23 protein-coding genes are annotated in these 24,905 nt (G+C 53.3%); 17 read left to right on the plus strand and 6 right to left on the minus strand.

Annotated elements, in window-relative coordinates; genetic code table 11:
- The 7 genes from WC593_14450 to WC593_14480 form a co-directional block, all read left to right on the plus strand.
- Positions 1–1,199, plus strand: a 1,199-nt coding sequence (locus WC593_14450) for a molybdopterin-dependent oxidoreductase (GenBank protein ID MFA4826349.1), incomplete at its 5' end; no start/stop codon positions are given.
- 1 nt (position 1,200) lies between these two features.
- The gene (locus tag WC593_14455; protein ID MFA4826350.1) at positions 1,201–2,352 is read left to right on the plus strand and encodes a Coenzyme F420 hydrogenase/dehydrogenase, beta subunit C-terminal domain; all 1,152 of its coding nucleotides are present in this window, start codon (positions 1,201–1,203) and stop codon (positions 2,350–2,352) included.
- A gap of 232 nt (positions 2,353–2,584) precedes the next feature.
- A complete protein-coding gene (locus WC593_14460; protein ID MFA4826351.1) occupies positions 2,585–2,881 on the plus strand; it encodes a hypothetical protein in 297 nt (98 codons plus the stop codon).
- Positions 2,881–5,250: an anti-sigma factor antagonist gene (locus tag WC593_14465; GenBank protein ID MFA4826352.1), complete on the plus strand. Its 2,370-nt coding sequence runs from the start codon at positions 2,881–2,883 to the stop codon at positions 5,248–5,250. The genes WC593_14460 and WC593_14465 overlap by 1 nt, the downstream gene beginning before the upstream one ends.
- 57 nt (positions 5,251–5,307) lie before the next feature.
- On the plus strand, positions 5,308–6,825 hold the full coding sequence (locus tag WC593_14470; protein ID MFA4826353.1) for a serine hydrolase domain-containing protein: 1,518 nt from the start codon (positions 5,308–5,310) through the stop codon (positions 6,823–6,825).
- Positions 6,826–7,031: 206 nt separating this feature from the next.
- The gene (locus tag WC593_14475) at positions 7,032–8,633 is read left to right on the plus strand and encodes a serine hydrolase (GenBank protein MFA4826354.1); all 1,602 of its coding nucleotides are present in this window, start codon (positions 7,032–7,034) and stop codon (positions 8,631–8,633) included.
- Positions 8,634–8,998: 365 nt separating this feature from the next.
- The gene (locus WC593_14480; GenBank protein ID MFA4826355.1) at positions 8,999–9,241 is read left to right on the plus strand and encodes a hypothetical protein; all 243 of its coding nucleotides are present in this window, start codon (positions 8,999–9,001) and stop codon (positions 9,239–9,241) included.
- Between the two features lie 157 nt (positions 9,242–9,398).
- Here WC593_14480 and WC593_14485 read toward each other — a convergent pair whose 3' ends face one another.
- Positions 9,399–11,153, minus strand: coding sequence for an ABC transporter ATP-binding protein (locus tag WC593_14485; GenBank protein MFA4826356.1), 1,755 nt, complete (start codon positions 11,151–11,153; stop codon positions 9,399–9,401).
- A 192-nt stretch (positions 11,154–11,345) separates the two neighbouring features.
- Between WC593_14485 and WC593_14490 the strand changes: the two genes are divergently transcribed.
- Positions 11,346–11,591, plus strand: a complete 246-nt coding sequence (locus WC593_14490) for a DUF2769 domain-containing protein (protein MFA4826357.1) — start codon at positions 11,346–11,348, stop codon at positions 11,589–11,591.
- A gap of 119 nt (positions 11,592–11,710) precedes the next feature.
- Here WC593_14490 and WC593_14495 read toward each other — a convergent pair whose 3' ends face one another.
- Positions 11,711–11,935, minus strand: a complete 225-nt coding sequence (locus tag WC593_14495) for a KTSC domain-containing protein (protein MFA4826358.1) — start codon at positions 11,933–11,935, stop codon at positions 11,711–11,713.
- A gap of 306 nt (positions 11,936–12,241) precedes the next feature.
- On the opposite strand from WC593_14495, the gene WC593_14500 reads away from it, so the two are divergent.
- On the plus strand, positions 12,242–12,634 hold the full coding sequence (locus WC593_14500) for a cupredoxin family copper-binding protein (GenBank protein ID MFA4826359.1): 393 nt from the start codon (positions 12,242–12,244) through the stop codon (positions 12,632–12,634).
- A gap of 212 nt (positions 12,635–12,846) precedes the next feature.
- Here the strand turns inward: WC593_14500 and lon are convergent, their stop codons facing one another.
- From lon to WC593_14515, 3 genes are all read right to left on the minus strand, one after another.
- Positions 12,847–15,231: an endopeptidase La gene (gene lon, locus WC593_14505; GenBank protein MFA4826360.1), complete on the minus strand. Its 2,385-nt coding sequence runs from the start codon at positions 15,229–15,231 to the stop codon at positions 12,847–12,849.
- A 57-nt stretch (positions 15,232–15,288) separates the two neighbouring features.
- Entirely contained in the window at positions 15,289–15,708 is a 420-nt protein-coding gene (locus tag WC593_14510; GenBank protein ID MFA4826361.1) for a MarR family transcriptional regulator, read from the minus strand.
- Positions 15,709–15,868: 160 nt separating this feature from the next.
- Complete coding sequence (locus tag WC593_14515; protein ID MFA4826362.1) at positions 15,869–18,130, minus strand: protein kinase; 2,262 nt, start codon at positions 18,128–18,130, stop codon at positions 15,869–15,871.
- A gap of 156 nt (positions 18,131–18,286) precedes the next feature.
- On the opposite strand from WC593_14515, the gene WC593_14520 reads away from it, so the two are divergent.
- From WC593_14520 to WC593_14550, 7 genes are all read left to right on the plus strand, one after another.
- On the plus strand, positions 18,287–18,475 hold the full coding sequence (locus tag WC593_14520; GenBank protein ID MFA4826363.1) for a hypothetical protein: 189 nt from the start codon (positions 18,287–18,289) through the stop codon (positions 18,473–18,475).
- Between the two features lie 94 nt (positions 18,476–18,569).
- Positions 18,570–19,001, plus strand: coding sequence for a nuclear transport factor 2 family protein (locus WC593_14525; GenBank protein ID MFA4826364.1), 432 nt, complete (start codon positions 18,570–18,572; stop codon positions 18,999–19,001).
- Between the two features lie 435 nt (positions 19,002–19,436).
- Positions 19,437–19,799 carry a hypothetical protein gene (locus tag WC593_14530; protein MFA4826365.1) on the plus strand — a complete coding sequence of 121 codons (363 nt, stop codon included), beginning with the start codon at positions 19,437–19,439 and terminating at the stop codon, positions 19,797–19,799.
- Positions 19,800–19,857: 58 nt separating this feature from the next.
- Complete coding sequence (locus tag WC593_14535) at positions 19,858–20,583, plus strand: ABC transporter ATP-binding protein (protein MFA4826366.1); 726 nt, start codon at positions 19,858–19,860, stop codon at positions 20,581–20,583.
- Positions 20,576–21,982 carry a hypothetical protein gene (locus WC593_14540; protein MFA4826367.1) on the plus strand — a complete coding sequence of 469 codons (1,407 nt, stop codon included), beginning with the start codon at positions 20,576–20,578 and terminating at the stop codon, positions 21,980–21,982. The genes WC593_14535 and WC593_14540 overlap by 8 nt, the downstream gene beginning before the upstream one ends.
- A 12-nt stretch (positions 21,983–21,994) precedes the next feature.
- On the plus strand, positions 21,995–22,159 hold the full coding sequence (locus tag WC593_14545) for a hypothetical protein (protein ID MFA4826368.1): 165 nt from the start codon (positions 21,995–21,997) through the stop codon (positions 22,157–22,159).
- Positions 22,160–22,195: 36 nt separating this feature from the next.
- Positions 22,196–22,441 (plus strand): DUF2769 domain-containing protein, encoded by a 246-nt coding sequence (locus WC593_14550; GenBank protein MFA4826369.1) that lies wholly within the window; start codon positions 22,196–22,198, stop codon positions 22,439–22,441.
- Positions 22,442–22,682: 241 nt separating this feature from the next.
- Here WC593_14550 and WC593_14555 read toward each other — a convergent pair whose 3' ends face one another.
- Positions 22,683–23,639, minus strand: coding sequence for a type II CAAX endopeptidase family protein (locus WC593_14555; protein ID MFA4826370.1), 957 nt, complete (start codon positions 23,637–23,639; stop codon positions 22,683–22,685).
- Between the two features lie 110 nt (positions 23,640–23,749).
- Between WC593_14555 and WC593_14560 the strand changes: the two genes are divergently transcribed.
- Positions 23,750–24,856, plus strand: coding sequence for a glycerol dehydrogenase (locus WC593_14560; protein MFA4826371.1), 1,107 nt, complete (start codon positions 23,750–23,752; stop codon positions 24,854–24,856).
- The last annotated feature ends 49 nt before the right edge of the window (positions 24,857–24,905 follow it).

A 24,905-nucleotide genomic window follows, 5' to 3' on the forward strand; every position in this document is an offset into this window, starting at 1 on the left:
ACTCGATGGGTATCACCCAGCACACGACCGGTGTCGACAACGTCAAATCGGTTGCAAATCTCCAGATGCTGACCGGCAACCTCGGAAGACCCGGCACGGGTATCTGCGCACTGCGTGGCCAGAACAACGTGCAGGGCGCCTGCGACATGGGAGCGCTTGCAAACGTGTACTCCGGGTACCAGTCGGTTATCGTTCCCGACATGAAGAAGAAGATGGAGACTGCATGGGGCTGTGAGATTGCCGAAGGAAAGGTCGGACTGACCGTCACCAAGCTGATCAATGTTCTTGCAGATGAACCCGGCAAGATCAAGGGCCTGTATATCATGGGTGAGAACCCGATGATCTCCGATCCGGACCTTCACCATGTTGAGAAAGGATTAAAGAACGCCGAGTTTATCGTCGTTCAGGATATCTTCCTGACCGAGACTGCACAGCTTGCACATGTAGTGCTCCCGGCAGCCTGTTTCGCCGAGAAAGACGGCACCCAGACATCAACCGAACGCCGTGTCCAGAAGTGGAGAAAAGCACAGGACCCACCGGGACAGGCAAAGGCCGACTGGCAGATTATTTCCGAGCTCGGAGCAGCAATGGGATATGCAAAGCAGTTCCCCTACAAGAGTGCAGAGGAGATCTTTACCGAGGTTTCAAAGGTTACGCCGTCCTATGGCGGCATGAGCTATGCACGGCTCGAGAAGCCCGAAGCACTCACCTGGCCCTGCCCGGCCGCAGATCACCCGGGAACCCCGATCCTGCACAAGGAGAAGTTTACCCACCCGGACGGTCTAGGTATCTTCACCCCTATCGAGTTCAAACCCCCGGCAGAAGTCCCGGACAAGGACTACCCGCTCATCATGACCACCGGGCGCTGCATCTGGCAGTGGCACACCGGTTCGATGACACGCCGCTCAGAGAGTCTCGAGCGCGAGGAGCCCACGGGCTGGGTTGAGATCAACCCCGAAGATGCAAAGGCACTGGACATCAAGGACAAGGAAATGGTCAGGGCAATCACCCGCAGAGGAGAGATCAAGATCGGCGCTCGCGTTACAAAGGACATCAAGAAAGGCGTTGTCTTCATGCCCTTCCACTATGCGGAATGCGCTGCAAACCTGCTCACCAACAATGCCCTCGACCCGGTTGCATCAATTCCTGAGTTCAAGGCCTGTGCTGTGAGAATTGAAAAGATACCGGTGGTGAAGTAACATGGCAAAGAAAGGCGATATGCTCTACGCATGGACCAATGACGCAGCTATCAAGGAGAAAGCAGAGCTCGGTGGCGCTGTCACCGCACTCTGGAAATTCGCGCTCGAGTCAAAAGCAGTCGATGCAGTCCTTGTTATCACCAAGGGTGCTGACCTCTACGATGCACAGCCGGTCCTGATTAAGGATCCAAAGGAACTCGCAAAAACCGCCGGCTCCCTCCACTGCGGTACCCTCCTGCTGCCAAAATATGTCAAAAAATACCTTGACGGCGCAAAAAACATGAAGATCGGTGTGACTGTCAAGGGCTGCGATACCATGGGCTTTATTGAGCTTGCCCGTCGCAAACAGATCAACTTAGACAACATCACCATGATCGGTGTCAACTGCGGGGGTTCGGTCAGCCCGATCTCTGCACGGAAAATGATTGCCGACAAGTTCGGTGTTGACCCGGACAAGGTCCACAAGGAAGAGATCGACAAGGGCCAGTTCATCATCGAGTACGAAGGCGGTCACAAGGGCATCTCCATTGACGAACTCGAAGAAGCAGGTTACGGCCGGCGCAGCAACTGCCGCCGCTGCAAGTATAAGATCCCCCGCCAGGCAGATCTCGCCTGCGGTAACTGGGGTGTCATCGGAGAGAAAGCCGGCAAGGCAACTTTTGTTGAAGTCTGCTCCGACAAGGGTGCAAGACTCTTTGACGGTGCGGTAAAATCCGGGGTCCTCGCGGCCGAAACAGCCAACCCGAAAGGACTTGAGATACGGGCAAAAGTCGAAGGTGCCATGCTCAAGCTCGGAGAGAAATGGCGAAAGAAGGATTTCACCGCTCTTGGGGCCAAAATGTGGGAGACCATCAACAAGGAGACCTCCCGGTGCATCAAGTGTTATTCCTGTATTGAGAACTGCCCGGTCTGTTTCACCGCAGCTGAAGCACTGACAAAGGGCTCTATCATGGTAAAACCCGGAGAGCTCCCCCCGAACCCGATGTTCCACATGAGGCGGTTTGCCCATATCTCGGATTCGTGTATCAACTGCGGTCAGTGCGAAGAACTCTGTGCAATGGATATTCCGCTTGCACTCTTCTCGCATGCAATCCGCGTTGAGGGGGACACTACCTTCGAACCAAAGCTGGGGAAAGCAACCTACAGCAATTAATTTTTTACCCGGAGGAATCTCACAAAAAGAGTTCAGTTCCGGGAAAAAACAGGACATCTCTCTCAAGAATAATACCGTACGTGAGTTTGAGTGCCGGGACATTACTCGCCTCTTGTCCCGGCATGCGACCCCCCAAAATCCCATTTATTCGCTTAAAACCGGAACATCAAAGTTCCCTTCTGTTTTTTAGGATATTTTTCGATGCTGAACCTGGAGGCTGGTCAGATCACGCGTGGCGGTTCAGCCGGGTTCCGGTGTTGAGGGGGCGCCCCGGGCCTATGATAATCGTGAGACGGGGCAACCATACGCCGTTTTTTCCGGGCTTGAACATCGTACCGGCAGGAGAAAATCCAGCCGTAAAAATGGCGATATTTTTGCACCGGAAGAACAATATCATATTCAGAGGAGGCTAAAAACCATTCAGTTGCCGGCAAGAAAAATGCGGGATTATCAACGAAAACGCAAAGGTCGTATCATTCATACCGGATTAGAGGTCTGGCTTTTTAGCAACGGGAAGGGGTGCACCTGATGGAATACCAGTTTGAACGGACGGACACTGCTGCCCTGTTCATTCTCGAAGGGCGGATTGACTCTTCAGGATCCCTTCAGCTCGACTCAGCAATGAAAGAGCGGCTCGTTCCTGCCGATCGTGCGGTGCTCTTTGATATGACCGGTGTATCGTATATGAGCAGTGCAGGAATCCGGGTCTTCTCGGGCCTCGAGAAACTGCTCCGGGAGAGAAACGGGCACCTGCTTCTCTGTGCAGTCCAGCCGGCGGTGGTAAAAGTCCTTGAGATCACCGGTTTCAACCGGATTTTCACACTCTGTTCCACGAGAGACGAGGCATTGCACCGGTGCCGCCTGGCAAAAAGCCCTGCAGAGATCGGGGAGGAAATAGCCCTTGAAAAAGCAGCCCATACGCGACTTTCTGTTGAATCCTTCCCGGACCACCCGGCAGTCCTGAAGCTCACCGGCTCCGGAGAAAAAATCTGCGCAGGAATTCTCAATCCCGAAGATCTCGTGCCCCGTATCTTTGCTCCCGATGAGTACTCCTTAGGTATCGGTGCCCCGGGAGAATCAGCAGCAGAAAGTTTTCCCGACCGGGGGGTACTCCTTACAACGGGAAATGCAATCTTCTGGCGACCGTTTGGGAGTTCTGATCCCCCGGATTTTCTTATTCCCCGGAAAGATGCTCCCCGGATCCTGCTGAATACCGCATTCTCCATCGCAGTAGACGGGCAGTTCCATGAGATACTTGTCGCCGAACCGGTCCGGCCGGAGGGAGTCAGTCTTTCTGACCTTTTCTCTGACATCATAGCACATGCAAAAGCCACACGAAAAGACTGCCCGCCGATCATCAGCGTCGTTATGTATGCGGGTATCAGCGATCTGGCCGGAACAACGGCGACCTGCATCACTAAAAACAATACGAGCTCATCCCCGCTCCCCAAGGACCGGACGCTGGTCTCGTTTGGCATCGGTATTGATACCACAGCCGACCTGTCGGCCTATAACCGGGAAACACTCGATGCTATCCTCTGCCAGAACGGGCCGGGTCAGGAGGAGAAGAACCTGTTCCTGTACCAGTCCGGCCTGATTTTTGGAACTCCTCCCGCGTTCACAACCCGGGACATCACCCGGCTCGTTACGACAACAACCGGGCAGGAACCCTGCATTGACCTCGTCCGGCTCTCTTCTGATACACTATTGTCCCGGGCAGTGCTCGGGGTCTGCTACATCTCCGCAATCGAGCATACTGACCGGATGCCGGTCCGCATCAGGGGAGAATGCCCCGGGTGGAACCGGACCTTTGAGACAATCACCCGCTGGCTGCATCCCGGGTGCCGGGATGTTGAACTTATTCCCCTGACAGGTGGCTTTTCCGGTACGCTCGTATTCCGGATCAATGCACGGGACAACCGGGGCAAACTGATGATGCCGCTTGTCATGAAACTGGGGGAGTGGCCGCTTATCGAGGCTGAGATCCGCGGATATACCGAGCATGTGAAACGTTACATCCAGAACAATGCGACCCAGATCATTGAGACAGAACGGATCGGGGACTACGGCGGCATTCTCTACAATTTCGTGGGGATCCGGGGGGTGGAGAGTAAAATATTCTCCTTAGAAGACTACTACCTGTCCCACAAGCCAGATGAAATCCTGCCGGTCTTTGACTCGCTTTTCCGGGTAGTTCTCCAGGGATGGTACGGGGAGCCAAAGAAGAAGGAGATCCCCCTGTACCAGGAATACAACCGGTTCTGGAAATACAACCTGATACGGGAATATGCGGCATCGCATTTTGGTGCTACACCGGACCAGGAGGAGATCGAACTCCCATTCGGCATCGGAAGATCCACAAACCCACTCTGGTTTGTTGAGACGGTCATACCCGGCCGGTTATCGCACAAATTAACCGTCTACGAGAGTTCGGTGCACTGCGACCTGAACATGAAAAATGTCCTGATGGATGAGACAAAGAACATGTGGCTGATCGATTTTGCCGATACCAGGTACTCGCATATCCTGCGGGACATCATCAAGCTCGAGGCAGTCATAAAAGGCGAGATGGTCCCGGTCAACTCCCGCAGGACACTTGAGGACCTCTCAAAGATGGAAAAGGTGTTTCTCTCTGCACGGTCACTCTCCGACATCCCCCTGCTCCCGGAAACTATCGATGACCCGGCCATGAAAAAAGCGTTCCTGGTTGTGCAGGAGCTGCGGCGGCATGCCAACCGGATCACGCTTGAAGATGATGACATCACGCAGTACTATCTCGGCCTGTTGCCATATACCCTGAACCTGCTCTCCTATATTTCCGTTAATGAATACCAGAAAGAGTACGGGTGGATCGCTTCATCGCTCATCTGCCAGCGTCTCATGGAAATGGGGAAGTGAGAGCGAGGCCGGGTTATAAAGGGCAAGGTTTTTCGTGAAGAAACCCGATTACCATTCATGAGAAAATCCGCCCTGCGATACGCATTCCTGTTCCTTGCAGTATCCCTTGTGGCCGGCATGGTCTTTTGTGCCGGCTGTACAACTACGCAGCCAACTACACAACAGAAGACCGGAAAACTCGATGGTTTTGATGATTTTGTCACCGCCAAAATGGGAGATTACGAAGTGCCGGGTGCCGTTGTCGGGATTGTCGAGAACGATACCGTTGTATACCTCAAAGGATTCGGCGTCCGGGAGCTTGGGAAACCGGAGAAGATCGATCCCGACACCCGTTTCCAGATTGCATCGGTGTCCAAGTATGTTACCGGGGCATCAATCGGCAGCCTGGTCGATGAAGGAAAACTGGACTGGGACACGCCGGTTGTGACATACCTGCCGGGCTTTGCGCTGAAAGACACGTACGCCGGAGAGCACGCGACCCTCCGCGACCTGCTCGCCCACCGCACCGGCTTCAAGCATTTTGACGGCGACCTGCTGGGCAGGCTCGGGTACTCGAACAAGGAGATGCTGTACCGGATGCGCTACTTAACCCCGGGCACCAGTTTCCGGGAGAAGTACATTTACTCGAATGCGGGTTTCTTCATTGCCGGGGAAGCCGCGGCAAAAGTAGACAACCGGAGCTGGGAGGACTTAACGGATGCCCGGATCATAAGGCCGCTTGGCATGACACGGTCAGGGGCACACCCGGAGACCCTCTACCTTGATGACAACCATTTCTACGGCCACGGCGGTGCCCCGGGGGATGTCCATACCATAGCATTTGAAGAAGCAGGTTTCCCCGCTGCAGGCCAGGTGGTCTCAACCGGCCGGGATATGACGCAGTACCTGCGGATGATGCTTGCCGATGGTTCGATTGACGGAAAGCAGGTCCTCACCCCGAAGACCGTACAGGAAATCCACGCCGCAAGCCTTGTCGCCCCGCACAGCGGGCCCTTAAACGACTTAAACGGGGCTGTGGGTCTCGGCTGCGACTCGTACCATTTCCTGGACCAGCGGGTCATCGAGAAGAACGGGGCGCTTGACGGAGTCCGCTCAATCGTGATCCTCATCCCCGGGAAAAAGACCGGCCTTGTCGTCATCGCAAACAAGCAGCTGACGGTTTTCCCCGAGGCGATCCGGGATGAGTTCCTTGAGCGGTATATCGGGAAGAGCGAAGTTGACCTGCAGGCTAAAGAGAAGGTCAACCAGCAGGGATGGAACTCGCTCATTAAATCCGTTGAACGACCCGCAGATGCAAAACCTGCAACGATCGCCCCCGCTGTCATCGCAGGAGCATACAAAAACGACCTGTACGGCACGATGCTGGTGAGCGAGGGCGCGGATGCCATGAACATGACATTCCAGCTTGGCCCGAACAAGTACCCGGGCACCCTCATGCACGTGACGGAGAATACCTGGTACTTCTCGTTCCCGAATCCGGATGACCAGGTCGGTTATCTCACATTCAAGACCAGTACACCGGGAGCAGTCATCGGATTTAATTCAGAGGAGATCGGCCCGTTCTCAAGGGCGTAGGAGATCTTCATGGTAAAAGGAAATGAGGGACCATGATGGGGAAGATTGCAGGTTTTATTATTGTAATTTTTATCTGTACTGAGGGTTGACTGAGATACCTGTGGTAAGATGCCAACGGGTCATTCCCTTCTTTTTACAGAGACACCTCCCCAGTCTTCCCGGCATGATCACAAGAAAGAAATGCCGGAAAAGATACCGTATCATCCATGCGCAAGGGAGCTGGTAATATTCTGAAAAATCCCACACCAATCATCATTGCAGGACTCATCTGCATCGTCCTCATTGCCGGCTGTGTCTCGTCCCCCGCAGGCCAGTCAGCGGAAGTCCGGACTCTGAACATGCCTTCAGGAACCACCGGGGTAAAAGACCTCAACCCAATCATCCCGCAATTCGATGCGTATGCCGGACAACTCTTCAGTAAAAGCAGGGTCCCGGGAATGGCAGTTGCTGTCGTAAAAGACGACTCCGTCATCTACCTCCGCTGTTTTGGGGTTAAGAACCTCACGACCCGGGAGCCGGTCGGTCCTGATACCCGCTTCCAGCTCGCGTCCATCTCTAAGACCTTCTCATCCGCTTCGATCGCATCTATGGTTGGCAGGAAAGAACTCTCGTGGGATGACCGGGTTGCCCCCCTGTATCCCGGCTTCCGGCTCTCCGACCCGTGGGTGTCTGACCATGTCACCATCCGCGACCTCCTCATGCACCGGACGGGACTTCCTGCCTATGGCGGCGATGAACTCCAGGAGATCGGGTACAACCGCTCAGAGATCATCAACAAACTCCGCCTGGTGCCGCTGACAGGGGATTACCGTTCATCCTACGCGTATTCAAATATCGGCATAACCTCGGCAGCAGAAGCAGCCGCAGGGAAAGCTGGGATGTCGTGGGAGGACCTCGTTGACGATCGGGTGATCGTTCCTGCAGACCTTACGAACACGAGCGCACGATTCGCGGACTTCGAGAGCGCCGCAGACCGGGCAGATACTTACTCCATGATGAACGGGACACCGGTGGCGGGCCCGCTCTTAAACGATGACGTGAACAGTCCCGCAGGAGGAGTGAGCTCCACGATCAATGATATGACACGGTACGCCCGGCTCCAGCTGAATGAGGGGAGTATTGATAGCAGGCAGATCATTGATGCCGCGGCCATCAAAGAAACCCACCGTCCGCAGAACATCATGAAGACCACCAGCACCAGTATTACGGCCTATGACCTCGGGTGGGAGACGGTTGCCGAGAACGGGAGAATACGGGTTGAACACGGAGGGGACCTGACAAGCGGGGTCTCTACGTACATCACGTTATATCCTGAAGAGAAGATGGCCATTGTTGTCCTTACAAACGGCTTTCCGGGCGGGCATGTCCTCAAAAAAGCGGTGATCAACGGTTGGGATGACCTGTACTTTACCGGGGCGGTCCAAAAGGACTGGTACAGCGAGATTGAGGCGGGGGTTGCCGCTGCAATGAAACCCGGCGCCTCGGCTGCCGGCCCTCTCGAACAGCTCCCGCCTGCACCGTTGGGTGCACAACCTTCCCGGCCCCATGCAACCTACCAGGGTTCGTACTCCCAGGACTATTACGGCATACTGCGGGTTGAACCGGATGAGGGCGGACTCCGGCTGTATGCCGGCCACCTTGAAGAACCGTTTTTCCTTGTGCCCTATGACGGGGACACGTTCAGTGAAAAGGGGACCGGAACCGCGGTGAATTTCACTACCGGCAGCAACGGGACAGTCACGGGCGTCCATGTTGCCATGTTCGACCACCCGTGGATCAAGGCGGACTTTGTAAAGGCCACCTCCTGATTTTTGCCAGATATGCCCGGGCGAGTGCACAGGCAGGGGGATCAACCCTGCGCGAAGTATTCCAGGTAAAAACCCGCAGGATCAATTCCCGGTTCGCGGTCTTTATATCCACTGCATCCCAATGCTCAAATAACTGCTTGTAGAAATCATTTGGAAAACTCTGACGTTCTCGGGGGCTTTTTCCCCCGCCACTGGGGCACCCCCCATTGCGATGACAACGTATTACCTGTAACCTTACCCGGGCTATCGCACTGCGCCCATCCCCCAACGGGGGACTGGTGGCGCAAGAGGGGGGCAATATATAATAAAAAAAAGTTTTCTACAGAGCACAAATAACAACTGACAAAAAGAAAAGGGTTTTGAGAATGACTGATATACAATCCGCACAATCAACGCTCGCGAGGCTCGTACTGTTCATGGTCTGCCTTGCGATCGCTGGCAGCGCTATTGTAGGAGCCTATTATGTTGCCGTGAACCTTCCGGCCCAGAAAGGGCTGACGGCTCCTGATAATGGCGTAAAGGCTGGTCAGAACAGATGCGAGATCTGCAAAGCCAACTGTGAAAACAAACCAGACCTTTATACCTGCCTGGCCTCCTGTATAATCTGATAATGCATCTTTTTTAGAACCGGTACCATCACAAAGGTATGAACACACAGAAAAGCAGGTGCGGGCGCCATGGACACCATTATTTGCCATTTCCGGCTCTGTTGAAACAGGCATGCACCAATCCGTTCACACCCGTTTTAAAAACCACATTTTTCAATCAGGAATTGGGGATTCTGCGTTCACCTATCTGCTGGCGCCACATTGCATAATACAAACCCTTTTGATCAAGAAGACTCTGGTGTGAACCGGTCTCAACGATCTTTCCCGCCTCCATGACATAGATCACATCTGCGTGCAGTATGGTAGACAGTCGATGAGCTATCAAAATAGTTATCTGGTCCCCACTCGTGGAAATATCCCGGATCGTATTGGTGATATCCTCTTCGGTCAGCGAATCGAGTGCCGAAGTCGCTTCATCAAAGATCAACAGGCGGGGATGACGCAGCAAAGCCCGGGCAATGGAGATACGCTGCTTCTCCCCTCCGGACAGCATCATACCACCTTCCCCGATGAGCGTCTCAATACCAGGGGCAGAACGGCTGAGTATCCCGTCACACGAAGCTTTGTGCAATACATCCAGGATTTGCTCATCGGTCGCATCCGACATCACGAACAGGAGGTTTTCCTTTATCGTGCCCGAGAACAACTGGGAGTCCTGCGTTACGAGACCTATCTGCCTGCGCAACGGGTTAAACCTGATAAGTGCTGAGGGCTCACCGTTAAAATATATCTCCCCGCTGTCAGGCCGGTACAATCCCGCCAGGAGCTTCATGAGCGTTGACTTGCCTGCACCGGAAGGACCGACAAACGCGATCGTCTCACCGGTCCTGACGTGGAAAGAAATCCCGTCAATCGCGTTGTAACTGGCAGTCTTGTGACGGAAGACAACGTCTTCAAAACGGATATCGCTAAGCTCGTCAATCTCGATCGGGTTTTCCGGCCGTTCCTCAATCCGCTTCTGCATCAGCTGGTGAAAATTACTGACGGAAGCTTCGACCTCGCGGTAATTCACGATGATGGCACCAAGGTCCTGCAACGGAACAAAGATGATAGCGGTGATGAACTGCATCGAGACCAGTTCCCCCGTGGTAAGGACGTTACGGAAGATTAACCAGAGGAGGATGAATAATATCGACTGCTTCAGGATGGAGAGCGTCGATCCCTGGAAAAACGTCAGCATCCGGACGCGTTTTACTTTCATCATCTCCAGGTTGAAGATCTTTAAATTCTGTTCCCGAATCCTCCTTATCTCGGGGAAGGTGAGGCCAAGACTTTTCACGAGCTCGATGTTCCGGAGGGATTCGGTGATCACCCCCGAGATCTCAAACGTTTCCCGGTTGATCTCTTTCTGCGTTGTCTTGATCTTTTTTGAGAGCAGCCAGGTGAGCGATCCAAGCACGAGGATACCAATGACAAACACCGGTACCAGGAGCCAGTTCTTGGTGAGGGAATACGCGATGAGAAAACCAATGCCCACAAAAGCGGAGAAGAGGACATTGATGAAGGAATTGAAGAAGGTCTGGGTATCCGACCGCACTTTCTGCAATATTGATAACGTCTCGCCGCTCCGCTGGTCCTCGTACTCGTCATAGGAGAGGCGGAGCGTCTGCTCCAGTCCGTCGTTGTAGATCTGCATGCCGAACTGCTGCACGGCAAGGCGGGCGAAATAATCCTGGAACGTTTTTGCAAACCGGGCGAGCACCGCGATCACTACGGCCACTCCCAGCCAGAAAAGCACCCCCGCAACCAGTGCATTTTCCGAAATGTGATTCGGGTTTAAGGCATAATCATCGATGATCATGCCAAAAATAATCGGGTCGACAAGGTTCAGCAGCTGGCTGATGCCCGCTAAAACGAGAGCGACAACGATAAGCCACTTCTGCGGCTTTAAATATTTCCAAAGGATCATCATTATTCTGGCAAACCGGCATTGTTTCTTTTTGTCATATATATTTGATGGCGTGTAAAAAAAGGGTCTGGCAAATTGCCGGCAAGGCCCCATCCGTCCCCGCTAAAGCAGAGAGGCTGGCCCTGCCTTTTTTGGTAAAACCTAAGAAACGCAATTAAAAAAACCTATTATCCATCATCGCACACCTGATAGCGCATGATTGATTCCGGCAAACCTGTTGTAGAGGATACCGAAGAGAACCGGCAGCTCTGCAGGAAGTACTGCATAAACTGCCAGAACTACAAGCGTCATTCCCTTGAAAAATACCAGCCCACCGAACTCTTCTGCTCACGCGGGCAGTCATCAGCCACGTCGATGAAAATTATAGGATGTTTCTGCCCGGCCTGCGAGCTCTTCACAAAGCACCATCTCCGCGGAGGATATTTCTGCGTCAGGCGCTAGACGAATTTTCTTTTTCTTTTGGGTAAAGTGTCAAAAGAGACCCCGACTTTTTTGGATATTACAACAATATTTTCAAAAATGTCGTCGTAAAAAAAAGGGCTGTATTGACACTTTACCCTTTATGGTACAACCTGTTTTGTCTGGAACTGTGGCCGGATCTTCTCGGAAAAGTATTTTCCAATCTCGCTTGAACGCATGAGATCCGCGTAGACTTTTGGAGGGACACCCGAATACCGGTACACAAGTCCGGATTGAAATTCTATCTCCAGGATTTTTGTGGGTTCGTCATATCCCACAGAGCGCAGAATTCGGGATTTAACGGGCATTCTTTCCAAGAGTATCACTACTGCCTTACAAGTGCGCTGAAGGGTTAAGGGTTTTTATAAAAGTATTGGATAGTCTGCGCTGCACCACTGTCAGTATTCCCGCGTAATGGTACAGCCATGGGCCGGTGCCGGGGTGGCTCCCACCAGGCCGGTATGGGGGGACAGGTCGTCTTATGGCAATCGAGAGGACTCGATATATGTGAAAGCGATAGGAGGTTTCGTGAAGAGACCGCCAGTGTACCTGAACCCGCAGACAGAGAGCATCACCCTTTGGGGAAAAAAGGATATGCAACCTTTATAATTCCCTGATACCATCATGCATATATGCCACCACATTTTGGTATCCCTTTTCTGACCGCGTGTACGGTTATGCTGGTACTTGCCTGTCTCTGCGCCGGTTGTGCTTCCAGCCAGAGCCCGCCACAGCCCGCAAGTGCGACCCCTTCTCCATCAGGTTCTGCAAACGCGATCACAATCAAAAACTTTGCTTTCAGTCCGGCAACGCTGACGATAAAAACGGGAGCAACGGTAACCTGGACCAATGACGACAGTGCGCCCCATACGGTTGTATCCGATGCAGGATCCCCGGTCCCGTTCACTTCACCCCAGCTTGCAACCGGGGCTTCATACCCGCAGACCTTCACCCGGGCCGGGACCTATGGCTACCACTGCTCGATCCATCCGTCGATGAAAGGTACAATTGTCGTGGAACCCTGATACCCCCTTTTTCCCGACCGCGGAGATCTGTTCGTTTTTCCCGCTCGTTAGTGAGACGGGTTCCGGCCGGGTTCCCGCATGGCGGTTGCAACCGTGGGCTGTGAGTAGCGTTCCGGGGGGTAATGGCGGGCCGGCCCGGGGATGAGTGGTGGGATCACAAACTCCCGAAATCCTCCCCCGCTATTACCAATAATTTCCCTGTTTGTTTTCATTCAGAGATTCTGTACGGGAACAAAACTGTTACCCGTCTGCATCATCATGGTCCGGGGCAGCTCAATGCCCAGTGCCTCTTTTAAGACCTCCTCTACCGTCTCTACGGGCACAAAGACCAGATCGGCCCGGACATCCCCGGGCACGTCCTGTAAATCCCGCTCGTTCTCTTTTGGCAGGATCACTTTTTTGATTCCTGCACGGTGTGCAGCAAGAACCTTTTCCTTGATTCCTCCCACCGGCAGGACTGCTCCACTCAGGGTAATCTCGCCGGTCATCGCAACGTTCGGATCAACCGTCTTTCCGGTGATCAGGGATGAGAGGGCCGTAAAGAGCGTGACTCCCGCTGATGGCCCGTCTTTCGGCGTTGCCCCGGACGGTACATGAACGTGGATGTCGCTCGTCATGAAATTGAACCCGTTCTGCGTGTTTGCAAGCCGCGACCGGATGAGGCTTAACGAAATTGTAGCCGACTCCTTCATCACGTCCCCGAGCTGGCCGGTGAGGGTGAGTTTGCCGGTCCCGGGCATGAACGTGCCTTCGATGAAGAGGATCTCCCCGCCGACCGGGGTCCATGCAAGCCCGGTGACTACACCGGGAACCGGTTCTTTCCGGGCCACTTCCTGACGGATTAACTCCTTTCCCAATATGCCGTCAAGCTTGTCCGTTGTGACAATGAAGGGAAGCTCGGCTGTACCGGAGACGATCTTCTCGGATACATGCCGTGCCGCTTTTGCAAGTTGCTTCCCAAGCCACCGGACACCCGCTTCACGGGTGTATTTCCCGATGATCACTTTCAACGCCTCATCATCAACCTGGAATTTGTCCGCATCGAGACCGTGCTCTTTGAGAGTCTCAGGGATCAGGTGGTCTTTAGCTATGGCGAACTTCTCGTTCTTCGTGTAGCCCGAGATCTCGATCAGTTCCATCCGGTCGAGAAGCGGGGCCGGGATTGTTGCAAGGGAATTGGCAGTAGCGATGAACAAGACATCAGAGAGGTCATAAGGGACTTCGAGGTAGTGGTCCGAGAAGGTATTGTTCTGTTCCGGGTCGAGGACCTCTAAGAGGGCGCTCGCCGGGTCTCCTGAGTAGGAGAGGGACAGCTTGTCGATCTCGTCGAGGATGAAGACCGGGTTTTTCGTTCCGGCTTTCTGTATGCCCTGGATGATCCTCCCGGGCAGGGCACCGACATAGGTTCTCCGGTGGCCCCGGATCTCGGCTTCGTCCCGGACGCCGCCGAGGCTGATCCTGACATACTTTCGCCCGAGCGCTTCGGCGATGCTCTTGCCTAAGCTCGTCTTTCCCGTGCCGGGCGGACCGGCAAAGAGGAGGATAGAGCCCTGCTTCTCGCTTTTAAGTTTCATGACCGCAAGGTGCTGGACGATCCGTTCCTTGACTTTCTCGAGGCCATTGTGATGGCTCTCAAGCACGCGGCGGGCCTCTTTGATATCGATGCTCTTCTTCTCTTCGGTGACCCACGGGAGATCGAGCAGGAGATCGAGATAGTTCCGGATCACCGAACTTTCATGATTCTGGCTGCCGCCGGTCTCGAGTTTCTTTGCCTCTGTCAGTGCCTTTTTGCGTACTTCATCCGGCATCTCTGCGTTCTCGATCCGCTCGCGGTACCCGCTGTCACCGGCAGTGCCTTCGCTCTCGCCCAGTTCATCCTGGATCACCCGGAGCTGCTCCCGCAGCATTGCCTCGCGGTTTGTCTTGCTCACGCGGTCGGAGACTTTTTTGGCCATCTCGATCCGGATGTTGATGTCTTCGCGTGTCTTGACGAGAAGCTCCAGGAACGAGATGTACCGTTGGCGGACCGAGACAATCTCGAGGAGTGCCTGCTTCTCGGCAAGGTGGATCGGCAGGAAGGGCATGACAAATCCCATGATCTGGTCGATGGATTCCATCCGGTCGATCGGCTGGGTGAACTGTTCTGAGCCGGAGAAGCGGCTGCTGATCTCGTGGATGGTGAGCTTGATATCTGCAAGGATCCGCTCTTGTAAGTCTTCTTCGAGATCCGGAAGATCCAGCACCGGCAGATACGACGCATAGAACCGTCCCTCCTTTTCGGACAGGGAGACTACCTTTACTCTCTGTATAACCTCGGCACAGATCAGGTAGCCGTCATCGGCCGGCTGCACGTGCGAGATCCGGAAAAGGTTGCCGGTCCTGTACAACGATTCGGCGGTCAGCTCTGACAGCCGGGTACCGCTTTTCAGCGTGAGACCGATTGCGTGTGCACCTTTGGTATCCTTCATCGCGTCCAGCAGGAGCACTCCGGTTGCCTGGTCAACCGGGAATTTCGTCCGGCTGTCCGGGAAGACAACGATCTCATAGAGCGGTATCACCAGTTTTTCCTGCGTATGATCATTTTTTTCCGATTGCATGGTTTCCTCATTCATTTAGTTCGAATTTGCCTAACTAAAGTCCGGCATAAAAAAAAATTACCTGACTTTCCCCAGGATCTCAATTAAGAGTTCCAGTTCGTGTTCATCCAGTAAATTTACCATTCGTTCAATCACCCGGCGCAAGGCATCGTGTTCTGCCTGTGCAATTTTCTTCCCCTTATCGGTCAGGCGGATGTACAGGATCCTGCCGTCTTCGGGACAGGGTTCCCGGTATACGCACTCCATCCGGACAAACCTGTTGACCATCTCGGTGATCGTGGGTTTTGAGTTCCGGGTGATCTCAGCAAGCCTGCTGAACGTCACATCTCTCTGTTCATCGATGACTTTCAGGTACCCGATCTGTTTGACCGTCATATCTGCAAGCCCGCATTCGGAGAAGATAGTACAGGAGCATTCGTTTTTCATCCTGAGGAGGTGTTCAAATACTTCCAACAGATGCTCATCTCTCTCCATCATACTCCGCTCCTTCGTTAGTTAGGGTTTGCCTAATAATAAAGATAGTGGTCCGGGTATTCCCTGAAAGGGCTCGACTCATGAGATCGCCAAAACCCTGTGGCGGATGAGGGAGAGATCCTGAAACACGTGGATAATCAAAACACCCGGTGACCTGTCACGGTTATACATTCCTGAACCCGAGCGATACCTTATGCACGATGAATTCAGCATTTTTCACCAGTTCATCGGGAACCTCGGAAATACCATTATCCATCCGGTTTTTTAATTGTCCGGATAACTCCAGAACCTCTGCCTTCACATCCCCTTCCGCATACTGTGCAAGATCAGATAAAAATGTGTATGCGGATGCAATATCACCGGTTACAAGGTTGATGAGAACCAGATCCCCGCAATAATATGCAGATTTTTTAAAGTCACGTGCAGTTACACTCATCTTTAAGGATTCTGCATAATTCATCCTGAGGTACAGGCCAAGGGCCTTCTGGAGTTCGAGAACTGACTGGTACCGCTCTGCCGGATCTTTCATAAGGCATTTCAGGATCACCGGTTCGATCGGTTTTGCACTCCCCGCAATTTCTGAGGGACGTCCTGGTTCCTTTGTTGCGATATTCATCCCAATCTCGATCATGCTCTCGCCGGTGAATGGCAACACTCCCGTCACGAGTTCATAGAGAATGACACCCAGCTGCCAGATATCCGTCCGCTCATCCTTATGCCGGCCACTGATCTGCTCCGGTGCTGCATAATAAGGCGTGAAAGAGGTTACGGTACTTGAAGACGACTCACTGATGACGCGGGAAAGTCCCCAGTCGGATATCTTCGGCACCCCGTTCTTTAAAAGAATATTCTGGGGTTTTAAGTCACGGTGGATTATCTTGTTTGCATGACTGAACTTCAGGCCTTCACAGATATTAAAGAGGATCCATGCTGCCTCCTCGCTGTCAATCGGTTTTTTCCTCTCCGCAAGGGAACTGTCACAGAGCTCCATCTCAAAATAAGGACATGGCATGATGTTGAAATTGTAGACACTGACAATATTGGGGTGGTCAAGGCGCGTCCAGTTCTGCAATTCTGCAATAAAAGATTTCCCGGTTGATTCATCCAGCGAGATCGGTATTTTCACGGCAACGTACTGCCCGTCTTTTCTCTTTGCCTTAAAGACCCGTGCAAACCCGCCTTTGCCGATGAACTCCGATTCAGTATAGCGGTCTGAAAGTTCCGGGGGCAGCCGTTTTAAGGTCACCGGCCCGGCAGCCTGCTTTTTCAGGATTTCTGAAGCCGGGATTATCCCTGCATCCTTACCCGGATAGGGGTCTGGCCGGTCAGAGACATCAATCCAGAATTCCTGGGTCTGATGGTATGTATTCTTATCAGTATCGTGATAGTCGAGGGCAATTTCAAGCGGAATATTTCCCTCTTTTTTGGGAAGGATCCCGATCTCCAGGTTTTTTGTTTCACCAGCGTCAATGGTTGTCGGTTTGATCCACCGCGTCTCAAATTCATCGGAGAACCTGAACGTTATGTCTGATGCGCAGGTATCTCCGGTATTTTTGATCTGGATGCCGACTTTATGCCATTTATCGGCTGCAAGGCGTGTCTGGTCAAGAGTGAGCGAAAGCAACGGTCGTACAATCTTTTTGGTTTCTTTGAGATTTCGGGTACTTGTTTCCGGTTCAGGTTCCGCCATTTTGGACACCGGTACCGGAACATACTGATTCCCCGGGCCAGGCACCGGGCCTTCGGAGGGTTCCTGCCGGATAGTAAGATCCGGAACCGTTGCAGACCTCCCTGTAGCAGGTGCTCTCTTTGCCCGGTTGTAAAAAAATCCGATACCGGCAGCTATCAGGATTAAAAAAATTACAGCCAGTACGAGCAATAATCCGGAATCTCCCGGCGGGGAGTCACGGGGAGCAATCGTGCCCGCCGGTGTGGATACGGCGGTCATTGGTTTCGGGGTTAAGGAGGCAACTGCCCCTTTTGTCAGCCGGATTTTGAGCCCATGATCTCCGTCACCGGTATAATGGTAGTAAGTTACCGTGTTTGTGCCCGCATGGAATTCTGAACTCAGATCATAGTACTGGTTGCGATACGCAGATTCGCTTACCGTCTTTCCCATAAGGTAATCGTAAATAGTGCTGTCTCCGGTATGCCTCCAGATCTTATCCCCGTTGATGGAGAGATAGGCATTCCACCCGCCATACCTGCCCGGTTCGGCACGGGCAGAATTGTAAACACCGATCTCCACCTTTTCTGTACCATCAAGGTTGAAAGTCCAGGTCTTTGGGGTTTCTGTATAATGAAGCAGCCCGAGATCATTCACCCCCTCGTTGAGCGGTGTCAGCGCGAGTACCGGTTGAGAGAGAACGAACCCCGCAAAAATCAGCAGGCAGATGACAGGGAAAAAATCTGGACGTGCTCTCATTGGTAAACCCCTTTTTTATGAGAATGGTCTAGATCTAGAATTATATCAGTCGGATAAATAATTTGCTGAACAATGAACGAGATAGTAAAACGATACTACCCATATGCGGGGAGACGGGCAAACCCTCGATCATCGGTGGCGAGGGGGAGGGCCTTCGTGTTCCGGGAATATGACCAGATCGCCATGACGATCAACGAGACCGAGATGTCGGTAAAAGGCTCAGAGCCCAAGTATGACGGTGCAAACACCTGGACGAACTTTGGCGATTTCGTTACGTTCATTGCAAAACCGGTGCCCCGCCCGAACATGCTGCAGGAGAACCGGGAAGTTGTCCGGTTTCCCTGATCGTTGCTTTTTCTGATCGTTATCCCGACCGGGACTCTCCCGCACAACTACCGGTATCAAAAAGATAATAGAGGGGTATCGACTACCAATAGTTATGACGCTCACGGAAGCTCAGAAGGCAGAAGTAATCGCAGCCATGCAGCAGTATGGCATGGCATACCAGAAGAAGGATGTAAAGGTGTTATCGGCGTTGTTCTCCCCCGAAATTACCGGATTTGGCAGCGGCCCCGATGAAGTCATCTCGAATCATACAGATTTTATCCGGCAGATAAAGCGCGATATAAGCCAGGCAACAGTTCTCTCGTTTGAATTTTCGGACAGGAAGATTTTTGGCGATGGCAGGATCGCGTGGGCAACGTCAAAGAGTACGATTACATTCACTATTGACGGGACAACGAAGCAGGTTATCCGTGGCAGATCGACGATGGTGTTGCGGAACACCGGGAGCCGCTGGCTCATTGAGCAGCTTCACTTCTCCATGCCCTATAGTGAACAGTCTGCGGGGCAATCGTTTCCCGGCGCATAAATCTCCAGGACTGGACTGGCGCTAAAGAAGGAATCTCTCTTAACCGATCTTTTTTAATCTCACAGAAACGAAAGGGCGGGGGCGAAGCACCCGAGAGCGTCAGAGTTTCTAAATGATTTCCCATGAAAATTATCCCCTTCAGGAATCATAATGGGGGTTGAAACCCCCATACCCCCAGATACGATAAACTCCGCCGACCTCAAAGGGCGCCCCGCGGGGGTTCAATGACAAAAAATACTAAAACCTCATTGCCCCGCCGTGCCTCGGAGAGGCCCTGAGGCGGGGGAGAATCATAAAAAACAATTTTCATGGTTCGGGTGTGAACTCCCGTTCATGTCCGTTTCTACAGAGCACTTTTTACTATTTTACGGTCCCACATTGCAGATGAAAGGCAATCCTTTTGTCTGGCATCGTCCTCTATTTTTGCGTAGGATTATGGTTCAGAAAAAGCGGATCGCAATTACAACAGCAGTAGGTATAGTGACCGGCATATACTGCGCCGGAAGCCTGCTTTTTGCCGCTCCCCCGGGAGTCACACCGGAACCCTGGTTCATGGTAATGATCTTTTACAGTCGTATGATCCAGGGGTTTATGATCGGTTTTGCTGACGGCATCTCTATCCACCCGGTAGTACGGGGAGGGGGAATAGGTGCAATCATGAGCCTCCAGCTCTGCATCGTTCCCCTGTTTGCCCATAATTACGTCCCTGCTCTACTGCTCTTTGTCTTTGGTATCATCTATGGTGTACTTGCCGACGGAATTGCAAGCTGGATGCTGCGGAAAAAAGATGCTGTATAAAATGAGCAGAGAGATGAGAACGAAAAAGCAGCATATCAGCGGATAATGGAATGATGAAATGACAACAATAATCGAAGCTCGGGATTTATCCAAAACCTACGGTGATGTACAGGCCGTGAATCACGTGAACCTCTCGGTCGGGAAGGGAGCGCTGTTCGGGCTCCTGGGCCCAAACGGGTCCGGCAAGACCACGATGATCAAGATGCTGACCGGCCAGACCCGGCCGACCGGAGGAACGGCAACTGTACTCGGGGTCGATGCTGTAGCGGACCCGGTTGGCGTTCGCGGAAGGGTGGGAATCATCCCCGAGCAGGAGACACCGCCCAGTTTCCTCACCGCAATAGAGTACCTGGAGTTTGTAGCCGCGGTCCGGAAGATTTCAGACATTGAAACAAAGGCTGACTGGTGGTTCGAGTTCCTCGACTTTGCCGACAAGAAGAATGTGCTCTGCAAGGATCTCTCGCGGGGCACCCGCCAGAAACTGATGTTTACGCAGGCCTTCATCCATGAACCCGAGCTCGCGCTGATCGATGAGCCCTTAATCAATTTCGACCCGATCATGCAGGACCTCGTCAAGGATTATCTTGCAGGATATGTCAAAAAGGGAAAGACGATCTTTATCTCGACCCATATCCTTGAAGTGGCTGAAGAGATCTGTTCGGGGTTTGCGATCCTCCACAAGGGCAACCTTCTTCACGCAGGACCCGTGGCCGAACTCACGTCCCGGGGCGAACACCTGCCCGCATTCTTCCTCTCGCTCGTCCGGAAGGATCGCCATGTTTGAGCTGTTCACCGCCATGCTGAAAGAGGAGTGGCGGGTCCATTCCACGATGTTTGGCAGCCTCTCCTTTGCCCTGTTCCCGTTCATGATCTTCGGGATTGCGTTCATGGGTGCGTTCCTCGTCCCCCTGATGCGGACTACGCTTCCTGCCGGCAATCTCACGCTGATCATCCACGCGAACTACCTGATGCTCGGGATCATGGTCGGCGGGTTCGGGCTCTTGGGCAACGAAGTGATGAACCGCCGCTTCGGCCAGGCAAGTCTCCTCGCGTACAGCGCCCGCAGCCTCCCGCTCTCCGAGCGGTTCATCTTTTTAAATTTCGTTGTCAAGGATACGGTCTACTACTTCTTCCTCTGGGTCCTTCCCTTTGGCTTTGGGTATATCGTGGCATCGCCGTTCACCAGAGTATCCCCTGCAAGTGCCCTGCTCCTCCTCCTCACCCTGACGCTCGCGTTTCTCTTCGGCCTCTGCGCCGTCTTCTTCCTCTCCACGGTCTACGCCCGGTCACGGACGGTGCTCGGCCTTGTCCTGCTGGCCCTTGGCGTGGGCTGGGGCAGTCTTGCGATCATAACCGGCACGAATCCCGTGCTCTTCTTCCCGCCACTACTGCTCAACAGCGCTTTCTCGTACACGAACCTGCTCATCTCCTGCGCCGTGCTGGCTCTTCTTTTCGCAGTCGCGGTCCTGCTCTTCAATCCTGAATCCGTGGGATCGGCAAAGATCTACAGGGACTCCTTTGCGCCCCTCATGAACCGGTTCTCGTTCCTGCCAAACCCCCCGCTCGCCGCCAAGGACACCATTGACCTGTACCGGAGCGGGAGCATGATCGGCCAGACGATCTTTTCGTTCCTCCTTCCCCTTGCCGTGATCTGGTTCTTCTTATCCCTGTTAGGCCCGTTTCTCCCGCCTCACGGCCTGCTCTTTATTTTCGCTATTACCACCGGTGTGATCGCGTCGACGATGTACACGTGGGTAACGATGTTCGATTCGTTCGGGCCGTATGCCTGCCTGCCCGTGGCCGTCAGCACGCTGATCACGAGCAAACTCACGACGTTTTCCGTGCTCCAGCTGATACCTGCGGCTTTCATCGCTGTCGTGGCGATTCTTTCCGGGGAGGCTGCATATCTCGTCCCTGCGGTTGTGCTCGGGTGCTCGGTCTCGTTTTACGCGGTGGGCGTCATGGCATGGCTCTGCGGGCTCTCCCCCAATGTTCTGGTGTATGACGTAAAGGTGCTCTTTGTGTACCTCATCCTTGTAGGAATCGTGCTGTCGGTTTTCACCGCGATTGCCTTTGCCAACCCATACTATGCACTCTCGGCAGTGATCCTCGCGATCCCGACGTGGCTGCTGGTACAAAAAGCAAAGGTCCGCTGGGATGCGGTGGACCCGGCAGGATTCTGAAAAGAAAAACGTGTGACACGGGATCAGAAAATACATTTTTTATCGGTTCTCTTTGTCACGATTGCGGGTATCTGCATCATTGCCTGTATCGTGACCTGGCTGACAAGAATCGATATGACCGGGTGTTCGCTTGAGGATAATAAAAGACGTTGCCTGAGTGCCCGGGAAACTCCATAAAAAACCTTTTATCCATCATCGTCCATCTCAACTATCATGATAAATCCCCGCAAAGATACGGTAGAGGATACGGAAGAGAACCGGCAGATCTGCCGGAAGTACTGCAAAGTATGTCCGAACTACAAGCATCATTCCCTTGAAAAATACCAGCCCACTGAACTCTTCTGCGCATGTGGAAAATCCACGGCCCCGTCAATGAAAGAGCTCGGCTGCTTCTGTCCGGCCTGCGAGATCTTCACGAAACACCATCTCAATGTCGGATACTTCTGCGTCAAGCAGTAGATGATTTTTTTGCTCTGTAGAAAACCTTTTTTTCACGTAATATATTGCCCCCCTCTTGCGCCACCAGTCCCCCGTTGGGGGACGGGCGCAGTGCGATAGCCCGAGTAAGGTTACAGGTAATACGTTGTCATCGCAATGGGGGGTGCCCCAGTGGCGGGGGCGAAGCCCCCGAGAACGTCAGAGTTTTCTCAATGATTTCTACAAAGCAAAAAAAACGGGTGAGAATTATTACCCTGCAACCCTACAGCCCGCCCTCAGGTTTCGGCATCTTCGGAAGCAGGTTGCGAAGGTGCCAGAAGAGAAGCCCGAGAACAACGCTTACGAGCACGCAGAACCAGCCGAACTCGCCGAGCATCGCCGCCCCGGCCCCGGTCGTTGCCGTGATCGCGGGGTAGAAGGTCTGGATGAAGTAGTTCCAGAAGCCATGGAGGAGGGCGGCCGGCCAGACGCTGCCGGACCGGAGCCGGATCCAGGCGAAGATGGTGGAGCCGCCAAAGATGGAGAGGAAGAACGTGACAATTGAGTACCATAGCGCACCCGAGCCGTGATATCCCCCGGCGAACATGACCGGCAGGTGCCAGCACCCCCAGATGAAAGCGGAGACAATCGCGATCCGGGTGAACGACTCAAACCTGCCGAGCTCGGGGACGAGCAGCCCCCGCCACCCAATCTCCTCGCCTGTTGCCGAGACGATACTGAGGCCAAGCGCGATCAGGATAGCCTGCAGCACCGGCAGCGTAAGCATGGCCGCCCCCTTATCCGGTAAAAACGGTGCAACGCCGGAGACCCACGCAGTGCCGAACATCGCGAGCCCGACCGCGACCGGGATGATGATCGCAAGGAGCCACCACCGGAGCTCGCCTGCCTTAAACCCGAATCCCGCAAGGTTCTTCTGGAAGTAAAGACGGGTCACGATAGCTGCGACCGCGGGACACCACATGAGAAGGAACCCCGAGTAGCGGAGGATGCCGGTGTCCACTGCAACCTGCGGTCTTGCTGCGATGATGTACCAGAAGATCGACGAGAGCGCGAACACGAGGATGAGGTATGTTACAACAACACGTTTCGGGTCGGTCGTCAGGGACGTTTCTGCCGGTTCTGCCATACTAGTGACTAGGGAGCCGCACAATATCAGAATATCGGGACCGGGAATGAACCTGCGGTCAACAAAATCATCGGGGGGCGGACCCGGTGCCATATTCTGCCGGAACCTGATGCCGGCATACCCATCTCATGCATATTCCGGCAAAGTCTGCGGTTTATTTCATGAGACGGCAATGATCTATCACAACAAGGAGCTGCAGTAGTATGTCCAGAGTATTGGCATCACCTTCAAAATATATCCAGGGACCCGGTGAGATTTTGCAAATAAAAGACCGCATTTCCCATCTGGGGGGACCGGTTCTTTTTGTCATGGGAAGGTTTGCGTATAAAAACCTGAAAGGTGTTATTGAAGAGAGTTTCAAAGATTCCGGCTCAACCGTGATCTTTGAACTATTCGGCGGCGAATGCACAAAAAAAGAAATTGACCGGCTACGAGCCATATACCAGACGCACCGCTGCACCGTTGTGGTGGGAGTTGGAGGGGGCAAGGCTCTTGATACCGCAAAAGGTGTGGCATATTATGAAAAAGCCCCGGTTGTTTCGGTTCCTACGATTGCGTCAACCGACGCTCCCACAAGCGCAATAGCCGTTACCTACACAGAAGACCATGTGTTTGACGGAAATATTCTCCTTCCCAAAAATCCGGAATTAGTACTGGTTGATACGGATGTCATTACCCGGGCACCGGTCAGGTTTCTTGTTGCCGGCATGGGGGATGCGTTATCAACGTATTTTGAAGCCGGGGCAAATGCTGCCTCGGATCATGATAATTTTGCCGGCGGAAAGACGACCAACACTTCTCTGGCACTGGCAAGATTGTGTTATGAAATCCTGATCCGTGACGGCCTGAAAGCCAAACAGTCTGCAGAGAACAGGATATGTTCCCCTGAGGTGGAAAATATCATTGAAGCCAATATTTATCTCAGCGGGGTAGGTTTTGAGAGCAATGGACTGGCCTGTGCGCATTCAGTTTACAATGCCTTTACGTCCCTCCCCTCGTGTCACCACATGTACCACGGGGAACTGGTTGCATTTGGCACTATCGTTCAGCTGGTACTGGAAAAACGGGCGGAACCGGAGATCGAAGAGGTACTCCGGTTCTGCACCAGCGTGGGATTGCCGGTCTCATTTGCTGAACTAAGCACGAGAGAACTTACCCGTGATGAGCTCATGAGCGTTGCCGTTACTGCTTGTTGTCCGAATAATTTTATGGACAGTATGCCGTTTGCCGTATCCCCTGAGATGACGTTTGACGCACTGGTAGCGGCAGATGCCCTTGGAAGAAAATACAAAGCACAGGAAAGTCACTGAACCTGAACCCTGTGATCCTTGAAATACCCCGCATTACTTACCTCTCTGT

Origin of the sequence: Methanoregula sp., from assembly GCA_041645435.1 — an archaeon.
In the GTDB taxonomy this organism is placed as follows: Archaea; Halobacteriota; Methanomicrobia; order Methanomicrobiales; family Methanospirillaceae; genus Methanoregula.